Source organism: Pustulibacterium marinum, from assembly GCF_900116665.1.
Classification (GTDB): Bacteria; Bacteroidota; Bacteroidia; order Flavobacteriales; family Flavobacteriaceae; genus Pustulibacterium; species Pustulibacterium marinum.
Genome location: NZ_FPBK01000001.1, coordinates 427587 through 445671, shown reverse-complemented (window position 1 = coordinate 445671; position 18085 = coordinate 427587). Strand labels below are relative to the sequence as shown.

General features: G+C 37.1%; 17 protein-coding genes. 9 read left to right on the top strand and 8 right to left on the bottom strand.

From position 1 onward, the window contains the following. Nucleotides 1–45: 45 nt before the first annotated feature. Nucleotides 46–429 carry a DUF423 domain-containing protein gene (locus BM383_RS02060; protein ID WP_093022309.1) on the top strand — a complete coding sequence of 128 codons (384 nt, stop codon included), beginning with the start codon at nucleotides 46–48 and terminating at the stop codon, nucleotides 427–429. 91 nt (nucleotides 430–520) lie between these two features. After that, entirely contained in the window at nucleotides 521–2125 is a 1605-nt protein-coding gene (pckA, locus tag BM383_RS02055) for a phosphoenolpyruvate carboxykinase (ATP) (protein ID WP_093022306.1), read from the top strand. Between the two features lie 69 nt (nucleotides 2126–2194). Here pckA and BM383_RS02050 read toward each other — a convergent pair whose 3' ends face one another. Both BM383_RS02050 and BM383_RS02045 read right to left on the bottom strand, forming a co-directional pair. Then, nucleotides 2195–2944 (bottom strand): uroporphyrinogen-III synthase, encoded by a 750-nt coding sequence (locus BM383_RS02050; protein WP_093022303.1) that lies wholly within the window; start codon nucleotides 2942–2944, stop codon nucleotides 2195–2197. A gap of 24 nt (nucleotides 2945–2968) precedes the next feature. Further along, the gene (locus BM383_RS02045; protein ID WP_093022300.1) at nucleotides 2969–3631 is read right to left on the bottom strand and encodes a DUF4271 domain-containing protein; all 663 of its coding nucleotides are present in this window, start codon (nucleotides 3629–3631) and stop codon (nucleotides 2969–2971) included. A gap of 112 nt (nucleotides 3632–3743) precedes the next feature. On the opposite strand from BM383_RS02045, the gene BM383_RS02040 reads away from it, so the two are divergent. From BM383_RS02040 to BM383_RS02025, 4 genes are read left to right on the top strand one after another with little or no spacing between them, the layout of a single operon-like run. Further along, the gene (locus BM383_RS02040; RefSeq protein WP_093022296.1) at nucleotides 3744–4466 is read left to right on the top strand and encodes a polyprenol monophosphomannose synthase; all 723 of its coding nucleotides are present in this window, start codon (nucleotides 3744–3746) and stop codon (nucleotides 4464–4466) included. Then, complete coding sequence (locus BM383_RS02035) at nucleotides 4463–5797, top strand: dihydroorotase (RefSeq protein WP_093022292.1); 1335 nt, start codon at nucleotides 4463–4465, stop codon at nucleotides 5795–5797. Before BM383_RS02040 ends, BM383_RS02035 begins: the two co-directional genes overlap by 4 nt. A 1-nt stretch (nucleotide 5798) precedes the next feature. Next, entirely contained in the window at nucleotides 5799–6263 is a 465-nt protein-coding gene (locus tag BM383_RS02030; protein ID WP_093022289.1) for a DUF4296 domain-containing protein, read from the top strand. After that, the gene (locus BM383_RS02025; RefSeq protein ID WP_143106328.1) at nucleotides 6260–6634 is read left to right on the top strand and encodes a hypothetical protein; all 375 of its coding nucleotides are present in this window, start codon (nucleotides 6260–6262) and stop codon (nucleotides 6632–6634) included. Before BM383_RS02030 ends, BM383_RS02025 begins: the two co-directional genes overlap by 4 nt. Here BM383_RS02025 and BM383_RS02020 read toward each other — a convergent pair. From BM383_RS02020 to BM383_RS02000, 5 genes are all read right to left on the bottom strand, one after another. Continuing rightward, on the bottom strand, nucleotides 6616–7602 hold the full coding sequence (locus BM383_RS02020) for an NAD-dependent epimerase/dehydratase family protein (protein WP_093022283.1): 987 nt from the start codon (nucleotides 7600–7602) through the stop codon (nucleotides 6616–6618). The two genes, BM383_RS02025 and BM383_RS02020, sit on opposite strands and share 19 nt — an antisense overlap. Before the next feature lie 99 nt (nucleotides 7603–7701). Then, on the bottom strand, nucleotides 7702–8397 hold the full coding sequence (locus BM383_RS02015) for a zinc metallopeptidase (protein ID WP_093022281.1): 696 nt from the start codon (nucleotides 8395–8397) through the stop codon (nucleotides 7702–7704). 77 nt (nucleotides 8398–8474) lie between these two features. Beyond that, complete coding sequence (ald, locus tag BM383_RS02010; protein ID WP_093022278.1) at nucleotides 8475–9572, bottom strand: alanine dehydrogenase; 1098 nt, start codon at nucleotides 9570–9572, stop codon at nucleotides 8475–8477. Between the two features lie 135 nt (nucleotides 9573–9707). Beyond that, the gene (locus BM383_RS02005; RefSeq protein WP_093022275.1) at nucleotides 9708–10394 is read right to left on the bottom strand and encodes a response regulator transcription factor; all 687 of its coding nucleotides are present in this window, start codon (nucleotides 10392–10394) and stop codon (nucleotides 9708–9710) included. After that, nucleotides 10387–11907, bottom strand: a complete 1521-nt coding sequence (locus BM383_RS02000) for a sensor histidine kinase (protein ID WP_093022272.1) — start codon at nucleotides 11905–11907, stop codon at nucleotides 10387–10389. Before BM383_RS02000 ends, BM383_RS02005 begins: the two co-directional genes overlap by 8 nt. A gap of 123 nt (nucleotides 11908–12030) precedes the next feature. Between BM383_RS02000 and BM383_RS01995 the strand changes: the two genes are divergently transcribed. The 3 genes from BM383_RS01995 to BM383_RS01985 all read left to right on the top strand — a co-directional run bounded on the left by BM383_RS01995 (nucleotide 12031) and on the right by BM383_RS01985 (nucleotide 14373). Further along, nucleotides 12031–12384: a hypothetical protein gene (locus BM383_RS01995; protein ID WP_093022269.1), complete on the top strand. Its 354-nt coding sequence runs from the start codon at nucleotides 12031–12033 to the stop codon at nucleotides 12382–12384. A gap of 26 nt (nucleotides 12385–12410) precedes the next feature. After that, on the top strand, nucleotides 12411–13241 hold the full coding sequence (locus tag BM383_RS01990; protein WP_093022266.1) for a GLPGLI family protein: 831 nt from the start codon (nucleotides 12411–12413) through the stop codon (nucleotides 13239–13241). A 44-nt stretch (nucleotides 13242–13285) separates the two neighbouring features. Then, a protein-coding gene (locus tag BM383_RS01985; RefSeq protein WP_093022263.1) for an IS3 family transposase occupies nucleotides 13286–14373 on the top strand; the annotation gives its coding sequence in 2 pieces (ribosomal slippage) (nucleotides 13286–13547 and nucleotides 13547–14373; 1089 coding nt in all). Between the two features lie 160 nt (nucleotides 14374–14533). Here the strand turns inward: BM383_RS01985 and BM383_RS01980 are convergent. After that, complete coding sequence (locus BM383_RS01980; protein ID WP_093022260.1) at nucleotides 14534–17788, bottom strand: leucine--tRNA ligase; 3255 nt, start codon at nucleotides 17786–17788, stop codon at nucleotides 14534–14536. Nucleotides 17789–18085: the final 297 nt, after the last annotated feature.

Below are 18085 nucleotides of genomic sequence, written 5' to 3'. Positions count from 1 at the left end.
ATAACTTCAATTTAATGAATTGTTATATTTATAAAAAATGATTTCATGAAAACTCAAAAATATATTCTTACTACCGCTGCTTTTCTAGGAATGCTTACCGTTATTCTAGGCGCCTTTGGAGCTCATGGTTTAAAAAAAATTGTAGATGCAGATGCCGTGGCAACTTATGAAACCGGAATACGCTATCAAATGTACCATGTATTTGCACTCCTTTTCTTAGGTCTTTCAAAAATCAAACCTAGGCAGCAAAAAATTATAAGTGTGCTATTTTTAATTGGAATTTTGTTCTTTTCAGGTTCCATTTACCTACTTACTTTTAAAAGTAAATTTTCTGTAGACATTTCATTTCTTGGACCAATTACTCCAGTTGGCGGACTCTTTTTAATTGCCGGATGGGCTGCATTGGCATACAGCTACTGGAAGAAATAGATAGCAAAATAGCAATTAAAAACATATTTCAAACGTTGTAGTTCTAATATTTCTATACATTTGCTAGTACAAACACAACAAACAAATGTATATGCCAACGTCAGCAATTACCAAACACGAAATTTCTCTGGAGTATTTAGGAATCATTGGTGGTTTACAACATTATCAATTAACTCCTGAAAAACTACAGGAAATTACTTTGAAAAAAGACCTCGGGGTCGTTACCCGCAATGGAACACTTGCCATTAACACAGGTGCATTTACCGGTCGTTCTCCTAAAGATCGTTTTATTGTTAAAGACGAAATCACAAAAGATACCGTTTGGTGGGGAGATATCAATATTCCTTTTGACAGTAAACAGTTTGACAAGCTTTACGGTAAAATGGTTTCTTACCTTTCCCAAAAAGAATTGTATGTAAGAGATGCTTTTGCATGTGCTGAAAAAAAGTATCAAACCAGCATTCGATTTATTACAGATTATCCTTGGAGCAATCTTTTTGTGTACAACATGTTTATTGAACCTACCGAAAATGAGCTAGAAGTATTTGATCCTGAATGGACGGTAATCAATGCACCAGAATTCATGGCTAGTCCGGAAAAAGACGGTACAAGACAACACAATTTCTCAATTATTAACTTTACTCGTAAAGTAGTTCTCATAGGGGGTTCTGGATACACTGGAGAAATAAAAAAAGGAATTTTTTCTGCACTTAACTTTCTACTTCCAAAAAATCATCATGTAATGCCAATGCATTGTAGTGCAAACGTAGGAAAAGATGACGATACCGCTATTTTCTTTGGCCTTTCCGGAACTGGTAAAACAACTTTATCTGCAGATCCAAACCGCAGATTGATAGGTGATGACGAACACGGCTGGACTCCTGAAAACACCATTTTCAATTTTGAAGGAGGTTGTTATGCAAAAGTGCTCAACCTTTCTAAAGAAAAAGAACCTGAAATATTTGAAGCCATAAAAGAAGGGGCACTTTTAGAAAATGTAATACTTCAGAAAGATGGTTCAGTTGATTTTACTAATGACAGCATTACGCAGAATACAAGAGTTAGCTACCCAATCAATTTTATAAAAAACTTTCAAAAACCTTCGATAGGAGAGAATCCAAAGAATATATTCTTTTTAACAGCTGATGCGTTTGGTGTGCTTCCTCCCATTTCAAAACTTACACCAGAGCAAGCTGCGTATCATTTTATATCTGGCTATACCGCAAAAGTTGCTGGAACCGAGGAAGGAATCAACGAACCTACACCTAGTTTTTCTGCTTGCTTTGGAGCACCGTTTATGCCGCTACACCCAACGGAATATGCAGAGATGCTCAGTGAAAAAATAAAGATAAACAATGTAAATGTTTGGCTTGTGAACACTGGATGGACTGCAGGACCATACGGAACTGGTCATCGAATGAAGCTAACGTATACCAGAGCAATGATCAACGCTGCATTAAACGGCTCTTTAAATAATTTAGGGAATGAAGACTATATGAAAGATCCTTTCTTTCACCTTTCTGTTCCTAAAAAATGTGAGGGAGTACCTTCCTATATTTTAGATCCACAAGAAACATGGGAAGATAAAAATGCATATCAAAAAAAGGCTACTCAATTAGTTGAGGCTTTTAAAGCCAACTTTAAAAAATTTGAATCGTATGCAAGTAAAGAAATAATGGCCGGCGGCCCTTATTAGTTGAATTTAGTTAATAGAGGATGTAGAAAAGGTTGCCAAGTGGCAACCTTTTCTTATCTATTTAAAACGTTATTTCGTTTTATTTACTTCAACAATATATTTTTCCAAAGCCATGGTCATCGATGGTGTATCAGGAGCTGGTGCTTTGATATCAATTCTCAAACCAGCTTCTTCCGCTGCTTTTTGAGTCGTGTTTCCAAATACTGCAATTCGGGTATCGTTTTGCTTGAAATCCGAAAAATTATGAAATAGAGACTCTATGCCAGACGGGCTAAAGAATACTAAAATATCATAATAAACATCTTTCAAATCAGAAAGATCACTTATTACGGTTTTGTAGAAAACTCCTCTTGTCCAGTTTACTTTCAACTTGTCTAATGTAGCAGGAACATCATCTTTTAAAACATCAGAAGATGGCAATAAGAATTTTTCATCCTTGTATTTTTTAATACTTGGAGCTAACTCTGCAAATGTTCTTTTACCCACATAGATTTTACGTTTTCTGTACACCACATACTTTTGAAGATAATAAGCTACAGCTTCCGATTGACAAAAGTACTTCATACTGTCTGGTACTTTAAATCGCATTTCTTCCGCTACTCTAAAAAAATGATCTACAGCATTTCTACTCGTTAGAATAATCGCAGTGAATTTAGAAAGATCTATTTTCTGATGTCTAACGTCCTTTGCATCTACTCCTTCTACATGTATAAAAGGTCTGAAATCAACTTTTACTTTTTGCTTCTCTACAAGCTGTGAATACGGGGAGTGCTCTACTTTAGGTTCCGGTTGCGAAACCAGAATTGTTTTCACTTTCATGTATAACCTTTTAGTTTAATGACGCTATTTAGTTGTTAAATAACCCCCTACAATTAGCAAGGGTGCTATTTCGAAAGCGCAAAGATACAAAATAAAATAGAATAAGTATCTGAGGATGAATTTTTGATAATTTTTTAAGATGCCCAACCAACCTACAAGATTTACTAAAAAACCAATAAAAAAAGTAATATAAAGCGCCGAAATTGACAGGTTTTTATTGTAGATACTAAAGGCTCCTCCTACCAAAATTAATAAAGCGCTGTAATTGAGGTAACTTAATTTTCTATACAGAAATTCATTGGTATAATTTTGAATATCAAAAACTGAAGAAATTAAAACCTGTAAAACAATTTTACAACTGATGAACAAGAAAACTCCAAGTAATATGATCCAAAAAGGAATGCTGGAAACTTCATTTACCGGAAGCACTATGGAAGTTTGTAAACAAGCCCAAAGAAAGAGTGAAAAGCTTACAATTTGAACAACAAGCATTAACAAAGTAAACGAACTCTCTAAATTCTTTTCCTTTAAAATAGCTGAAAAATACTTGTTATTAAAAGGTAGTTGCAAAAACTCCATAAACCTATGGTAATACAAGGATTTTGCAATCCAAACTACACAAATAACCCCAAAAAATAGTAAGGTTATCCAATCATAATTTGAAGTGATGCGAGTTATGGCGTTCATGCAATTCTTTTAGGTTTCAAAAGTAAGGTTTTCTGTTAAATAACAGATAAACTCACTTTATCAACAAACAAGTTTTTAGAAAATTATATTTTTGCCTAAAATTTTTACGCAAATGCCAAAAAGCCTCGTAATTATACCCACATACAACGAAATTGAAAACATAGAGGCCATCATCCAAGCGGTGCTAGCACAACCCTCTTTATTCAACATTTTGGTGGTAGATGATAATTCGCCAGACGGCACGGCTGAAGCTGTATTAAATTTAAAAAACGAATTTCCAAACCGCATATTTCTAGAACAACGAACCGAAAAATCTGGTTTGGGTACTGCATATATTCACGGTTTTAAATGGGCCCTGGCAAGAGATTATGAATTTATTTTTGAAATGGATGCTGACTTCTCTCACAACCCAAAAGATCTAGAGTTTCTCTTAGAAGCTTGTTACCACAAAGGAGCAGATTTAGCCATTGGATCGCGCTATGTAAAAGGAATTACGGTGGTCAACTGGCCGTTGAACCGTATTTTACTTTCCTATGGCGCTTCAAAATATGTAAAACTTATCACGGGCATGGACGTAAATGATTCCACCGCTGGTTTTATTTGTTACAAACGCCACGTTCTAGAAACCATCAATCTTGATAAAATTCACTTTGTAGGCTATGCATTTCAAATAGAAATGAAGTTCAAAGCCTATTTAAAAAAATTCACCATACTGGAAATTCCTGTTATCTTTAAAGATCGTGTAAAGGGAATCTCAAAAATGAGTGGATCTATCATATATGAAGCAATTTTCGGAGTGGTCTCCATGAAACTTAAAAGTCTTTTTCAAAAATGAAATACCTCATCAAAAATGCACAAGTAGTAAACGAAGGAACTGTTTTTTCTTCCGATGTATTAATTGTGAACGAAAGAATTGAAAAAATAGCTTCCAGCATTAAAGATGCCGGCGCTGATGTCATCATTGATGCCGAAGGAAAATATTTGATGCCGGGAATCATTGATGATCAGGTACATTTTAGAGAACCAGGACTCACGCACAAAGGAAACATTGCCACCGAAAGTAGAGCTGCCGTTGCGGGCGGAATCACCACTTTTATGGAACAGCCCAACACCAATCCACAGACTACTACTATAGAAAAGCTGGAAGACAAGTTCAATATCGCTGCCAATAGTGCGTACGCCAACTACTCTTTTTTCTTTGGAGGAACCAACGACAACTTGGAGGAACTGAAAAAGCTAGATCCGCTTTCATGTGCCGGAGTAAAACTTTTTCTGGGATCTTCTACCGGAAATATGCTAGTTGATAATGAAAAAGTAATTGAATCTATTTTTTCGAATACAGAAATGGTCATCGCAGCACATTGCGAAGATGAAGGCACCATTCGCAGAAATATGGAACACTACAAAAGTATTTATGGTGATGATATTCCTATAAAATACCACCCAATCATTCGTAGTGAAGAAGCTTGCTATTTATCTTCGAGCAAAGCAATAGAACTTGCTAAGAAAACCGGAGCCAGATTGCATGTTTTCCATGTATCTACCGAAAAAGAAACACATCTTTTCCGTAACGACATTCCGCTTTCCGAAAAGAAAATTACTGCCGAAGTATGTACACACCACCTTTGGTTTACAGACGCCGATTATGAAAAGAAAGGAACCTTTATAAAATGGAATCCGGCAGTAAAAACCCAAAAAGATAAAGATGGTTTATGGGAAGCTTTATTGGATGACCGTATTGATGTAATAGCTACAGACCACGCACCTCACACGCTAGAGGAAAAACAAAATGTGTATACCAGTGCACCTTCTGGAGGTCCACTAGTGCAACATGCTTTGGTGGCTTGGCTAGAATCTGTAAAAACAGGTCGTATCAGTATTGAAAAACTGGCACAAAAAATGTGTCATAATCCGGCAATCCTTTTCAATATTAAAGATAGAGGTTATATTAGAGAAGGCTATTATGCCGATTTGGTTTTGGTAGATATGAATAGCCCTTGGATTGTAAACAAAGAAAATATTGAATACGATTGTAAATGGTCTCCTTTTGAAGGCACCCAGTTTTCATCTAGCGTAACGCATACTTTTGTAAACGGGCATTTGGCTTACGAAAAAGGAATTATTTCAGAAAAAAGAAATGCAAAACGATTAACGTTTAACAGATAATATGAAGCAGATTTTCGTCTTATTAGTTTTCAGTTTAGTTTTTATAAGCTGTAAACAAACCATCATAGAAAAACCCGATGATTTGATTCCACCTGATAAGATGGAAAAGGTGCTTTATGATTTGAGTCTTATTACGGCAATAAAAGGAGTTGATATTGATGCGTTGCAGAAAAACAACATCAATCCGCAGGAATATCTTCTAAAAAAATATCAAATAGATAGTGCACAATTTTCCAACAGTAGCGTTTACTATGCTGCCAAAAACCCGGAAGAATATGCCAAGATTTTTGATAAAATAAAAGATAAACTTCAAAAAGAACAAAAAAGAATCCAGGATTCCATCAATATAGAACGACAAAAAAATCAAGCGAAAACAGATAGTTTATCAAAAAAGAGTAAAAAAAGTTCAACTCCAAAGAAACCTATTCTAAAGTCTACCTCTAATGTGAATGATAATAAAAAATGATTAAAAAACTATTTATCATACAACTTATATTTAGTTTCATTTTTTCATTTGCGCTGGTATTGGTACTCTCCTATTTGAAAGGAACATTGACTAATGACAACCCCCAAATTATTTTCCTTGCGCTGGTTTTTGGAATTTTATTTGTGATTTTGAACGCGGTGATCAACTCACTCAATTTCAGCTTTGATAAACTGAAAAACAGTTTTATAGCCTTCCATCTGCCGGCTATTATTTGGGTGGTAGTTTTTGCTACGGAATTATTTTCCGGGATGGACTGGTATATGCTAATCATGATTGTAGAACCTATTTTTTACAATTTAAGATTAGAACAACTCACACTTCGGAAAGAAAATCAAAAAGATGTACCGTAACGCTGAATAACTTTGTCCATAGGTTCAAACTCAAAATCTATGGCTTCCTTAATTTTATCGGTACTATAGCTGGTTTGTGTATGTAACGACTGAACGGTATACTTTGTAAAAGATCTACTTCCTCCAGTAAAAATACCTCGTATCCAATCTAAAAACTGAACGGTTCTCAACAAAGATTTGGTTGCTTTTTTCGAAGGTATCTTTGCGTTGACAGCTTTGGCCACTTCGGTTACCAAGGTTTGATAAGATAGGTTTTCAGAAACTACAATAAAACGTTCATTTTTTATGGTACTTTCCATTAAACGCAACATAATAGTAACTACATCATCTACAGATACAAATCCGCTGCCGCCTTCTGTGTAGAATGACAATCCCTTTTTTACCTGTTTGAAGACATCCATACTTTTGCTACTCATATCAGCACCAAAAATCACTCCCGGATTAACAATTACGACTGGAACACCTTCTTGAGAAGCACGCCAAACTTCCATTTCCGCACCGTATTTGGTGATTCCGTATACATGATGATCTTCATCAGGGTTCCAAAAACATTTTTCAGTAACTACCCCATCTTTATCAGGATTACCAAGTGTTGCTATAGAACTTACATAGCAAAGTTTTTTCACCTGTTTTGCAATACAGAAGTTCACCACATTAGCTGTTCCATCAATATTGATAGTTCTTAAATTACGATAATCTTTAGGATTGAAAGAGATAAACCCGGCACAATGATATACTTCATCTACATCTATAAAAGCAAATTCCAACGCAGGAACATCTCTGATATCTGCTTTTACCCATTCAATAGTTTCAAAAAGATGCTCTTTCCCATTAAATAATGAAGATTTTGCCAATTGCTGAATTTTAGCTTCCGATCGGTACAAAGCACGTACCTGTTGTTGCTTTTCTAACAAGCGCACCAATACATGTGCACCAACCATTCCTGTTGCTCCGGTTACTAAAATCATGCAGTAAAAATAATCAAACTAATGCTTCTTAAAAGCTTCTATCATAAAAAAAGCGATTGCCAACTGACAATCGCTTTTCAAAATATCTATATAACTTGCTTAATCTCTTCCGCCAAAAACTTGTAAAGCCCAGTATAACAAAGAAGCTAATGCCCCTAAAGCTGCGACTAAGTACGTTCTTGCTGCCCATTTCAAAGCATCTTCTGCTCCTTCATATTCCTGCTGATTGAGCATGTGTTTATTCTTTAACCAAGCCAAGGCTCTGTTACTTGCATCGTACTCTACAGGTAGTGTTATAAAACTAAAGATAGTTGCCAACGCCATAAAAATCAATCCTGCTACGGCAATGTAAAATCCAAAACCGAGTCCTACCCCGGCTCCTAAAATTAAACCACCGAATACCAACCATTGCGACATTCCGGATGTTGCACTCACCACAGGCACTAGTTTAGAACGCATGGTTAACCAACTATAGGCTTTGGCATGCTGCACGGCATGTCCACATTCGTGAGCTGCTACTGCCGCCGCAGCTGCATTACGCTGACTATATACAGCTTCTGACAGGTTTACGGTTTTCTTTGCTGGATTGTAATGGTCTGTTAACATTCCCGGAGTTGAAATAACTTTTACATCATAAATTCCGTGATCGGCTAACATTTTTTCGGCTATCTCGGCACCACTCATGCCATTTTGTAAATGAACCTGTGAATAGTGCTTAAACTTACTTTTCAATTTGGAACTCACCGCCATACTTACCAAAGCGATAATTCCTATCAATAAATAATATCCTAACATTTTCTTTTTCTTTTTTCGTTACGAATGTATGAATTACAAAAAGTGAGCCATTTCAAAAAACCGAAATTTTGACAGTCTTAGCAAGATACTTCCCAGCCAAAAGCTTCGTTAATTTCTTCATACACACATTTTCCGTGTACAATATTCAACCCTTTTGCTAAGCCCGGATCTTCTTCACAAGCCTGTTCCCATCCTTTGTTAGCCAATTTCAAAATATATGGCAAGGTAACGTTGGTTAATGCAACCGTTGACGTATAAGGAACCGCTCCTGGCATGTTGGCTACACAATAATGTACCACATCGTCAATAATGAACGTTGGATCTTCGTGAGTTGTAGCATGCGTAGTTTCTATACAACCACCTTGATCTACCGCTACATCTACAATCACAGCTCCTGGATGCATGTCTTTCAACATATCTCTGGTGATTAATTTTGGAGCTTTCGCTCCTTTGATCAATACACCACCAACAATAAGATCGTGTGTTTGAATGTGCTTACGAATGTTGTATTCATTAGAGAATCCGGTTATTACGTGTGGTGGCATAATATCGTTTACATAACGCAAACGCTTCATGTTTACATCTAAGATAGTCACGTGTGCTCCTAATCCGGCTGCCATTTTAGCGGCTTGGATTCCTACTACACCTGCACCTAAGATCAATACTTTTCCTGGAGAAACTCCCGGAACGCCCCCTAGTAAAATTCCTTTTCCTTTGATTGGTTTTTCTAAATACTTCGCTCCTTGTTGAATCGCCATTCTTCCTGCAACTTCCGACATTGGAGTTAACAATGGCAAGCTACCATCTGGGTCTTCTACAGTTTCATACGCAATACAAACCGATTCGCTTTTCAGCATAGCCAAGGTTAATTCTTCACTAGAAGCAAAGTGGAAATACGTAAATAATAACTGATTTGGTTTTACCAACGGATATTCTTCTGCGATAGGTTCTTTTACCTTTACAATCATTTCTGCTGCATCGTAAACATCCTCAATGGTTGGTAAAATAGTAGCTCCTACTGCTTCGTAATCAGCATCAAAAAAACCGCTGCCTTCGCCCGCGGTTGACTGTACATAAACGGTATGTTTGTGTTTAATGAGTTCAAAAACACCGGCAGGCGTCATCCCTACACGGTTCTCGTTGTTTTTAATTTCCTTTGGAATTCCTATTTTCATAATGTTGTGTTGTTAAGATGCAAAATTCTACAAATCCTGCGATACAATCCAAGAAAAGTTGACAAAATATAACACGATTGTGAATAAGTTTTACACATTTAACAAATCACGAAAAAACAAGATGATTGTAACCGATTAGACCAACAACTTATAACCAATGCCCCGAACATTGATAATTTTGATGGTTTCGTCTTTACTCAGCTTTTTTCGAAGCTTGGTAATGTACACATCCATACTTCTGGCCGTAAAAAAATCATCAGTATCCCAAAGTGTGTTGAGAATAAAGGAACGCTCCAGAATTTCATTCTTATACTGCAACAAATAAAACAAGAGTTGCGACTCCTTGTGTGTCAACTCCACACTCTCTCCTTGCTGAAACTGCAACTGTTGTTTGGCAACATCAAATGTATAATTCCCAACAGTAATCACTTCCGAGTCAGCTTCTTTTACAGTCGTGCTTCGTAACAAATTTTGCATGCGCACAATGAGTTCTTCCATACTGAAAGGCTTTTTCAGGTAATCATTTCCTCCAACGGTAAAACCTTCTACCACATCTTTGGTTTGTGACTTGGCCGTTAAGAAAATGATAGGCAATTGCGCATTGATGTTTCTGATTTCTTTGGCCACCGTAAAACCATCTTTTTTAGGCATCATTACATCAAGCACCAATAAATCTGGATGATGCTCTTGATAAGTTGACATCACAGCTTCTCCATCGGCACAATGAATTACTTTGAAACCACGGGTTTCCAAACTTTCTTTTACAATGTGCGCCAATACGGCTTCGTCTTCGGCTAATAATATGGTGGTAGTTTTAGACATACGGCAATTCAATTTTAAAAGTAGTTTTCATTTTTCCCACACTCACCGAAATGCTTCCCCCGTGCTTCTCAACAATGGTTTTGGTGTAGTACAAACCAATCCCAAAACCTTTTACATTGTGTACATTTCCTTTGGGAACGCGGTAGAACTTTTCAAAAATCTTCTGTTGCTGTTCTTTAGACAAGTTGCCTCCGTTATCGGTTATCTTAATCAGTATGTTATCTGCTTTTTGTAAGTCTACTTTTATATGATCTCCACCGTATTTCACGGCATTATCTACTACATTACTAATAGCATTTTCTAAATGAAACGCATCGCCTTTCAAACTACAATTTTCTGTAGCTGTCAATTCAAATTGCTTTTCCGGATGTTGAGATTGATAGAAATCGACCAAATCCGTCAATAACGTATTCATTGAAATCGATTGACTTGCTAAGGCAATTTCTGAAGTTTCCATAGTAGAGGTTTCTAAAATCTTTTCAACCATCACATTCAATTTTTGCAATTGTTGCTGCGACATGGCTACGTACTGCGTTGCTTTCTGTTTATCATCGAGCACATTGAAGTTTTGCATACCTTCTAAAGCCGCACTAATGGCTGCAATGGGCGTTTTGAACTCGTGTGTAATATTGCTGATAAAATCATCTTTGATCTCCGACAGTTGTTTTTGCTTACGAATCACCTGCATTAGATACACCAAACAACTGATGATTACCAAAGCCAACATCGCCGAGACCAAAATACCCCACAACCCAAACCGAAGAATAATAGCTGTAGCGTTTGGATAATGAATAAGCAACTGCTCTCCATCTGACAAATTCTCTGTAGACGCTTCGCCTTTTAAAAAGTTAGGTTGAACAATATCTGGTTGAAATTGAGAAAATATGGTGTCTTTTTTCTTAAAAGTAAGGCTGTACGGAATCTCCATATCTTTCCGTTGCAATTCTGATTTCATCAAACTATCTAGTTGGCCATATTCCAAGGAATCTATAGTAAACGAAATAAAAATGGAAGTAAAATTAAGATCTGTTTTTAAGGAATCGTACATAGATTTTCCGGAATATATCTGCATTCCTTCTGGGCTGGTTTCACTAGAATTAAACGTTAAAGAGTTTACAGACATTTGTACCAACGTATCTCCAGCATTTTTATATTTATGAAGCGACTTAAAACCAGACGTTGCTGTGTCTTTTTTTGTGGAATCTATAAAGAAGTTATGCAATTCCCTATGCTGCTTCAGTGGTTTTATTTTCTTTTTAAAAAACGAATCAAGTACTCTAGAAACATCTGGACTATCCAACGAATCTACTTTGATAATAGACAAACTGTTAACTTTAGACTTTTGATTGTAATACTTTTCCAGAGCTGTGTCTAAACTTGCAATCACTTCACTCTGAAAATGCTGTTTATTATTTTCATAATTTCTGTAATTCCAATAGACTTGCACACCTAAGGTAAGTACAATAGTTGCAATGATGGCGTATAATATGAATTGGTATTTGCGATTGTTCATGTTTCAAAAATAGGTCTTTTCATTCTGAAAACCTGCCGGTTAACACTCGTTAACACTACTTAACTGTTGGAGTAAAAAAGGAAGTGCATCTTTGTAAAGCAATCATCAAAAAATCGAACAGTTATGAAAAAATTACTCCTAGTTTTCTTATTAGTATATAGTAGTACTGTGTTTAGTCAGGAAACAACTTCTAAAACAGTTTCTTCATCATTCTCTATGAAAATAACCAGCCTTGAAGATTTGGAAGAAATAGATTGGGACGACCTTAAAGCAATGTTTTCTGACAGCGAACCAGACGAGAAAATCACCATTATAATTTCTTATGTAAACGAACATATAACTGACAAACACAACGGTATCACTCAAGAAAACAATTCAGAATTTAAATTAAAATCAGAAAATACAGCAGCTCACATCAACGAAACTATTGCTGGTCTTAAGAAATTCACAACAACATTTATCAAATCTCAACATTAAAACAATCATCAAAAAATCGAACAGTTATGAAATATCTTGCATTTTTACTTTTCATCATGGTTTCGCAATGCAGTTTTTCGCAACAAGGAAAAGCTACGTATTTTCAGCATTACAAAACGAAATTCACAATGAGTTCAGACCAAGGCATGTCGGACCAACAAAAAGAGGCCATTCAAAAACAATTGGCAGCTGCCATGCAAAAGGAGTTTACATTAACTTTTAATCAATCGGAATCTATTTACAAGGAAGTGCCACACCTCAACAGTCCGCAACCACAACTAAACAATGGCATACAAATACAAATTGCAAGTAGCGGTGCCGTGGACACCTATTATAAAAACATTGCTACCGGCACCTTTGTAAACAAAACCGATATGATGGGCAAGATATTTTCTGTGCAAGACAGTTTGCCAAAACAAGATTGGCAACTTACTTCAGAAACCAAAAAAATAGGACAATACACTTGCTACAAAGCTACTCACACTTATACTTCTAAAATTACCAGCTTTGGCACCGATACTCCCAAAGAAGAAAAAGAAGAAGAGCGCACCGTTATTGCTTGGTACACGCCCGAAATCCCGGTAAGCAACGGTCCGGAAGAATACCAGGGGTTACCCGGATTGGTCTTAGAATTGCACAGGGGCGACCTTACGTTGGTGTGTAGCGAAATCTCTCTAAATACAGAAACCATAACAATTGAACCACCAACCGGCGGAAAAAAAGTGAGTCAAGCAAAGTTTGAAGAAATTGAAGAAAAGAAAATGAAACAGTTTATAGAACAACATTCCGGCGGCTCTAACCGTAAAGGAAATACCGAAAGAATTTCTATCTCATTTGGAAGTGTAAGCTTCCCTTAAAATAGGACTGTTTAAAAGTATAAATTTTATTAACTTTAAACAGTATGAAGAAGAGTAAATTTTCACCAGAACAAATCGCTAAGATTTTAAAAGAGTTTGATAACGGCAAAAGTGCGGCAGAGATCTCTCGTGAATACGGAGTAAGCACCGCAGCTTTCTACAAGTGGCGTGAACGCTATGCAGGCATGAATTCTAGTGAGCTAAAACGGCTTAAGGAACTCGAAGAAGAAAACCGTCGTTTAAAACAGATGTATGCCAGTTTAGCACTAGATCACCAATTAGCTAAAGAGATTATTGAAAAAAAGCTCTAAAGCCTTGCCAGAAGCGTGCCATAGCTACTGAATTTTCACATTACGGTATCAGCAGGGCTTGCCGTGTATTATTACTTAGTAAAAGTGTATTTTACTATAGCTTACAAGAGAAAGATGATTCCGTTATAGAACAAGCACTTAAAGAAAAAGTAGCAGCACATAGTGAAGAGGGATTTTGGAAAGCCTTTGAGCGTCTACGTGCTGATGGATATACTTGGAATCACAAACGAGTTTTTCGTATTTACCAGAAGCTCGGGTTAAGTCTACGGCGTAAAGTAAAGAAGCGTTTACCAGCTAGGATTAAAGAACCTTTAGAAGTTCCAGAACAACAAAATCAATCATGGAGTATTGATTTTGTAACGGATGTATTAGATAACAAAAAACGCTTTAGAGCTTTTACTGTTATTGATGATTATAATCGAGAAGCACTTCATGTAGAAGTGGATTTTTCACTTCCTGCCAATCGAATAGTATGGGTATTAAATCATTTAATTAATCGAAGAAGTAAACCTTTAAAAATAAGAATGGATAACGGTCCTGAGTTTATTGCTAAGATTACACAGCAATGGAGTGAAATGCATCAGATAAAGTTCCAATACACACAACCTGGAAAACCAACACAAAATGCATTTATTGAGCGTTTTAATGGTTCCTACCGAAGAGGTGTCTTGGATAAATATATTTTTGAAGACATTAATCAAGTAAGAGAACAAACTATGATATGGTTAGAGGATTATAATAACATAAGACCTCATAAATCATTAGGTAATATGGCACCAGTGCCGTACGCAAAATTTAATTCCTTCGAGGGTACCCTCTAAGGAATTAAATGAATATTTTTGACAAATAAGCAGTTCTAATCAGGGGAAGCCTACAGAAGTTAACAAAATAGAATTAGCCACAAAAAAATGCCGCTACAGCATTCCATCTACGGAAGTGCTACAGCGGCATTGACATATAAATAGCGTTGGTTATCCTTGTTTAGCCAACAATGTTGATGATTTTCCCCGGAACAATGATCACCTTTTTAGGGGTTCTTCCTTGTAATTGGTTTTGGGTACGTTCATCTTCCATTACTGTTTTTTCGATATCTTCTTTAGACATGTCTAATGGCAATTCTAGTTTGAAACGCATTTTACCGTTGAAAGAAACCGGATATTCTTTACTGCTTTCTACCAAGTATTTCTCTTCGAACTTAGGATAGGCTACACACGAAATTGATTCTTCGTGACCTAAACCACTCCACAATTCTTCTGCAATGTGCGGAGCGTATGGCGAAACCAATACTGCCAATGGCTCTAAAATAGCGCGGTGGTTACATTTAAGTTTTCCTAACTCGTTTACACAAATCATGAATTGTGAAACAGAAGTATTGAATGAGAAATTCTCGATATCTTCTGTTGCTTTTTTAATGGTTTGATGTAACACTTTGTACATTTCTTTGCTTGGCTCTGCATCGGTAATATTGAAACCTTCATCATTGGTATACAAACGCCAAAGTTTTTTCAAGAAACCAGAAACTCCTGTCATACCCGCAGTATTCCATGGTTTTGCTTGCTCTAATGGGCCTAAAAACATTTCGTACATACGTAAAGTATCTGCTCCGTATTCTGCACAAATAATATCAGGATTGACCACATTGTATTTCGATTTTGACATTTTTTCAACCTCACGGCCTACAATGTATTTTCCATCTTCTAGTATGAATTCTGCATCTTTATATTCAGTGTATAATGGATGTGCTTTGAATGCTTCAATATCTAATTCATTGGTCACATCGTTGATCACTGCTAAATCAGCGTGGATAGGATAAACTGTTTGATCGCCTACCAATCCTTTAGAAATTAACTTACCATCTTCAGTTCTGTACACAAAAGCAGAATTCCCCAAAATCATTCCTTGGTTGATCAACTTTTTTGCATATTCATCTACAGGAACTACGCCTTTATCGAACAAGAATTTTTGCCAGAAACGAGAATACAACAAGTGGCCTGTTGCGTGCTCGCTACCACCAATGTATAAATCAATCTCTCTCCAATAATTCAACGCCTCTTGCGATGCAAAAGCTTCGGTATTGTTAGCATCCATATAGCGGTTAAAATACCAGCTACTTCCTGCCCAACCCGGCATGGTGTTTAACTCTAATGGAAAAACCGTTTCGTTATCGATCAAGTCATTGCTTACTACCTCATTTTTGGTAGTATCCCAAGCCCAAACGGTAGCGTTGCCTAATGGCGGCTCGCCAGTTTCGGTTGGTAAATATTTTTCTACTTCCGGAAGGCGAATTGGCAAATATTCGTCGGCAATCATTTGTGGCATTCCGTTCACATAATACACCGGGAACGGTTCTCCCCAATAACGTTGACGACTAAACACTGCATCTCGCAAACGGTAGTTTACTTTTGCTTGTCCGGCACCAATAGCTTCTAATTGCTCAATAGCTTTTTGCAATCCGGCTTTGTAGCCCAATCCGTTTAAGAAATCAGATGCTACCAACTCAAAACCTTCTTTGGCTGCAAACGCTTCCTCTGAAATATCTTGATTGAAAATATTTTTGATTTCTGGCATGCCTTCGGTTCCTTTGAAGAAATTGGCAAACGCATAATCACGCTCGTCACCACAAGGCACGGCCATTACAGCTCCGGTTCCATAACCCGCTAGTACATAATCGCCAATCCAAATTGGAATAGGTTCTTTGGTAAACGGATGCTCTGCATACGCCCCAGTAAATACCCCAGAAATGGTTTTTACATCGGCCATACGCTCGCGCTCACTACGCTTGGCAGTGGCTTCTATATAGGCTTCTACCGCTGCTTTTTGTGCGTCGGTAGTAATTTGCGCTACTAAATCGTGCTCTGGAGCAAGTGTCATAAACGTTACTCCAAAAATAGTATCAGGACGGGTTGTGAAAACCTCGATATATTTCCTCTCCCCCTGCCCCTCTCCAAAGGAAAGGGGAGTTTCTGGTTGTGTTTTCAAAACATTGACAATTGTTTCTAAAACACCATCCAAATCTCCTATAACTTCTTCGTTTTTAAAACGAATTACTTTATAACCAAGCTCATTTAAAATAGCTGTACGCTCTGCATCTTTTTCTTGTTGTTGATCATGAATTCCACCATCAACTTCAATGACCAATCCTTTAGACAAACACACAAAATCTACAATAAAATTTGAAATTAAATGTTGTTGTCTAAACTTGTATCCTACTTGTTTTCCTCTAAGCGCATTCCATAAAATTGCTTCAGCTTCAGTAGGATTGTTTCTATTTTCCTTGGCTTTTTCTATTAATAAATGAGCATTATTACCACCAGTCATGTAACCCGGCGTTGCTTTCTCTTCCCCCTTGGGGAAGGATAGGATGGGGAACTTCACAGACGCTCCTACCGATTTACCAATCCAGTTACGTTGACTTTCTTTCAACGATTCTGTCCAGTCGATTCTATTCAAACCTTCAAGCAAACGCTCTGCATAGGCAGAAATACGCATGCTCCATTGTGTCATTTTTTTACGAACTACCGGATGTCCACCACGTTCTGAAACACCGTTGACAATCTCATCGTTCGCTAAAACCGTTCCTAAAGCCGGACACCAGTTTACTTCGGTTTCTGCCAAATAGGTTAAACGGTATTGCAACAAGATTTGCTGTTGTGCTTCCGAAGAAAATCCGTTCCATTCTTCCGCAGTAAAAACAGCGATGTTATCATCACAAACAGCATTTACAGTAGCGTTTCCTTCTTTTTCGAAAATAGCTACCAACGTACTGATGTCTTCCGCCTTATCACTTTCATTGTTATACCAAGAGTTGAACAACTGAATGAAAATCCATTGTGTCCATTTGTAATATTCAGGATTTGAGGTACGTACTTCTCTACTCCAATCAAAAGAAAAACCAATTTTATCTAACTGCTGGCGGTATCTTTTGATATTGGTTTCGGTAGTAATAGCAGGGTGTTGCCCAGTTTGAATGGCATACTGTTCTGCTGGTAACCCAAACGAATCATATCCTTGCGGATGCAACACATTAAAACCTTGATGACGCTTGTAACGCGCTACAATATCTGAAGCAATGTACCCAAGCGGGTGCCCCACGTGTAAGCCCGCCCCAGAAGGATAAGGAAACATGTCTAACACATAATATTTTGGCTTATCGCTTTGGTTAGTAGCTTTAAACGTTTGGTTTGTTGCCCAATACTGTTGCCATTTGGCTTCAATCTCGTTTGGAGTATATTTCATGATCTGTGATCTATTTTGCTGTTTCTAAAATCGTTGCCAAAGTTAACCATATTTGTTTAGTTAGCAAGGTGGATTGTTGGCTTGCGTTCATAGATTTTTCTACACTCCCTTGCTCATTTACTATAGCTCCGTGTAGCTTCCCGCTAAAGTAGGTTTACAATGCTCCAACGAAAATTAATTTTCGTAAGAGGTGACTGGGAGGAAACTGGGAGAAAACCCGAACCAACATTTGTCAGGGTTTCGTGTAATAAAGGTTACAAAAAAACGCTGAATGCTTTTGTATTTTTACAGAGTTGC

Coding starts and splice junctions, on each gene's coding strand:
- ald (WP_093022278.1), bottom strand. CDS start 9,572: ATGAAAATAGGAATTCCAAAGGAAATTAAAAACAACGAGAACCGTGTA.
- BM383_RS02020 (WP_093022283.1), bottom strand. CDS start 7,602: ATGATTTTAGTAACCGGAGCAACAGGAATGGTTGGTGCACATGTATTG.
- BM383_RS01990 (WP_093022266.1), top strand. CDS start 12,411: ATGAAATATCTTGCATTTTTACTTTTCATCATGGTTTCGCAATGCAGT.
- BM383_RS02015 (WP_093022281.1), bottom strand. CDS start 8,397: ATGTTAGGATATTATTTATTGATAGGAATTATCGCTTTGGTAAGTATG.
- BM383_RS01980 (WP_093022260.1), bottom strand. CDS start 17,788: ATGAAATATACTCCAAACGAGATTGAAGCCAAATGGCAACAGTATTGG.
- BM383_RS02035 (WP_093022292.1), top strand. CDS start 4,463: ATGAAATACCTCATCAAAAATGCACAAGTAGTAAACGAAGGAACTGTT.
- BM383_RS02050 (WP_093022303.1), bottom strand. CDS start 2,944: ATGAAAGTGAAAACAATTCTGGTTTCGCAACCGGAACCTAAAGTAGAG.
- BM383_RS02060 (WP_093022309.1), top strand. CDS start 46: ATGAAAACTCAAAAATATATTCTTACTACCGCTGCTTTTCTAGGAATG.
- BM383_RS02025 (WP_143106328.1), top strand. CDS start 6,260: ATGATTAAAAAACTATTTATCATACAACTTATATTTAGTTTCATTTTT.
- BM383_RS02040 (WP_093022296.1), top strand. CDS start 3,744: ATGCCAAAAAGCCTCGTAATTATACCCACATACAACGAAATTGAAAAC.
- BM383_RS02045 (WP_093022300.1), bottom strand. CDS start 3,631: ATGAACGCCATAACTCGCATCACTTCAAATTATGATTGGATAACCTTA.
- pckA (WP_093022306.1), top strand. CDS start 521: ATGCCAACGTCAGCAATTACCAAACACGAAATTTCTCTGGAGTATTTA.
- BM383_RS02005 (WP_093022275.1), bottom strand. CDS start 10,394: ATGTCTAAAACTACCACCATATTATTAGCCGAAGACGAAGCCGTATTG.
- BM383_RS02030 (WP_093022289.1), top strand. CDS start 5,799: ATGAAGCAGATTTTCGTCTTATTAGTTTTCAGTTTAGTTTTTATAAGC.
- BM383_RS01995 (WP_093022269.1), top strand. CDS start 12,031: ATGAAAAAATTACTCCTAGTTTTCTTATTAGTATATAGTAGTACTGTG.
- BM383_RS02000 (WP_093022272.1), bottom strand. CDS start 11,907: ATGAACAATCGCAAATACCAATTCATATTATACGCCATCATTGCAACT.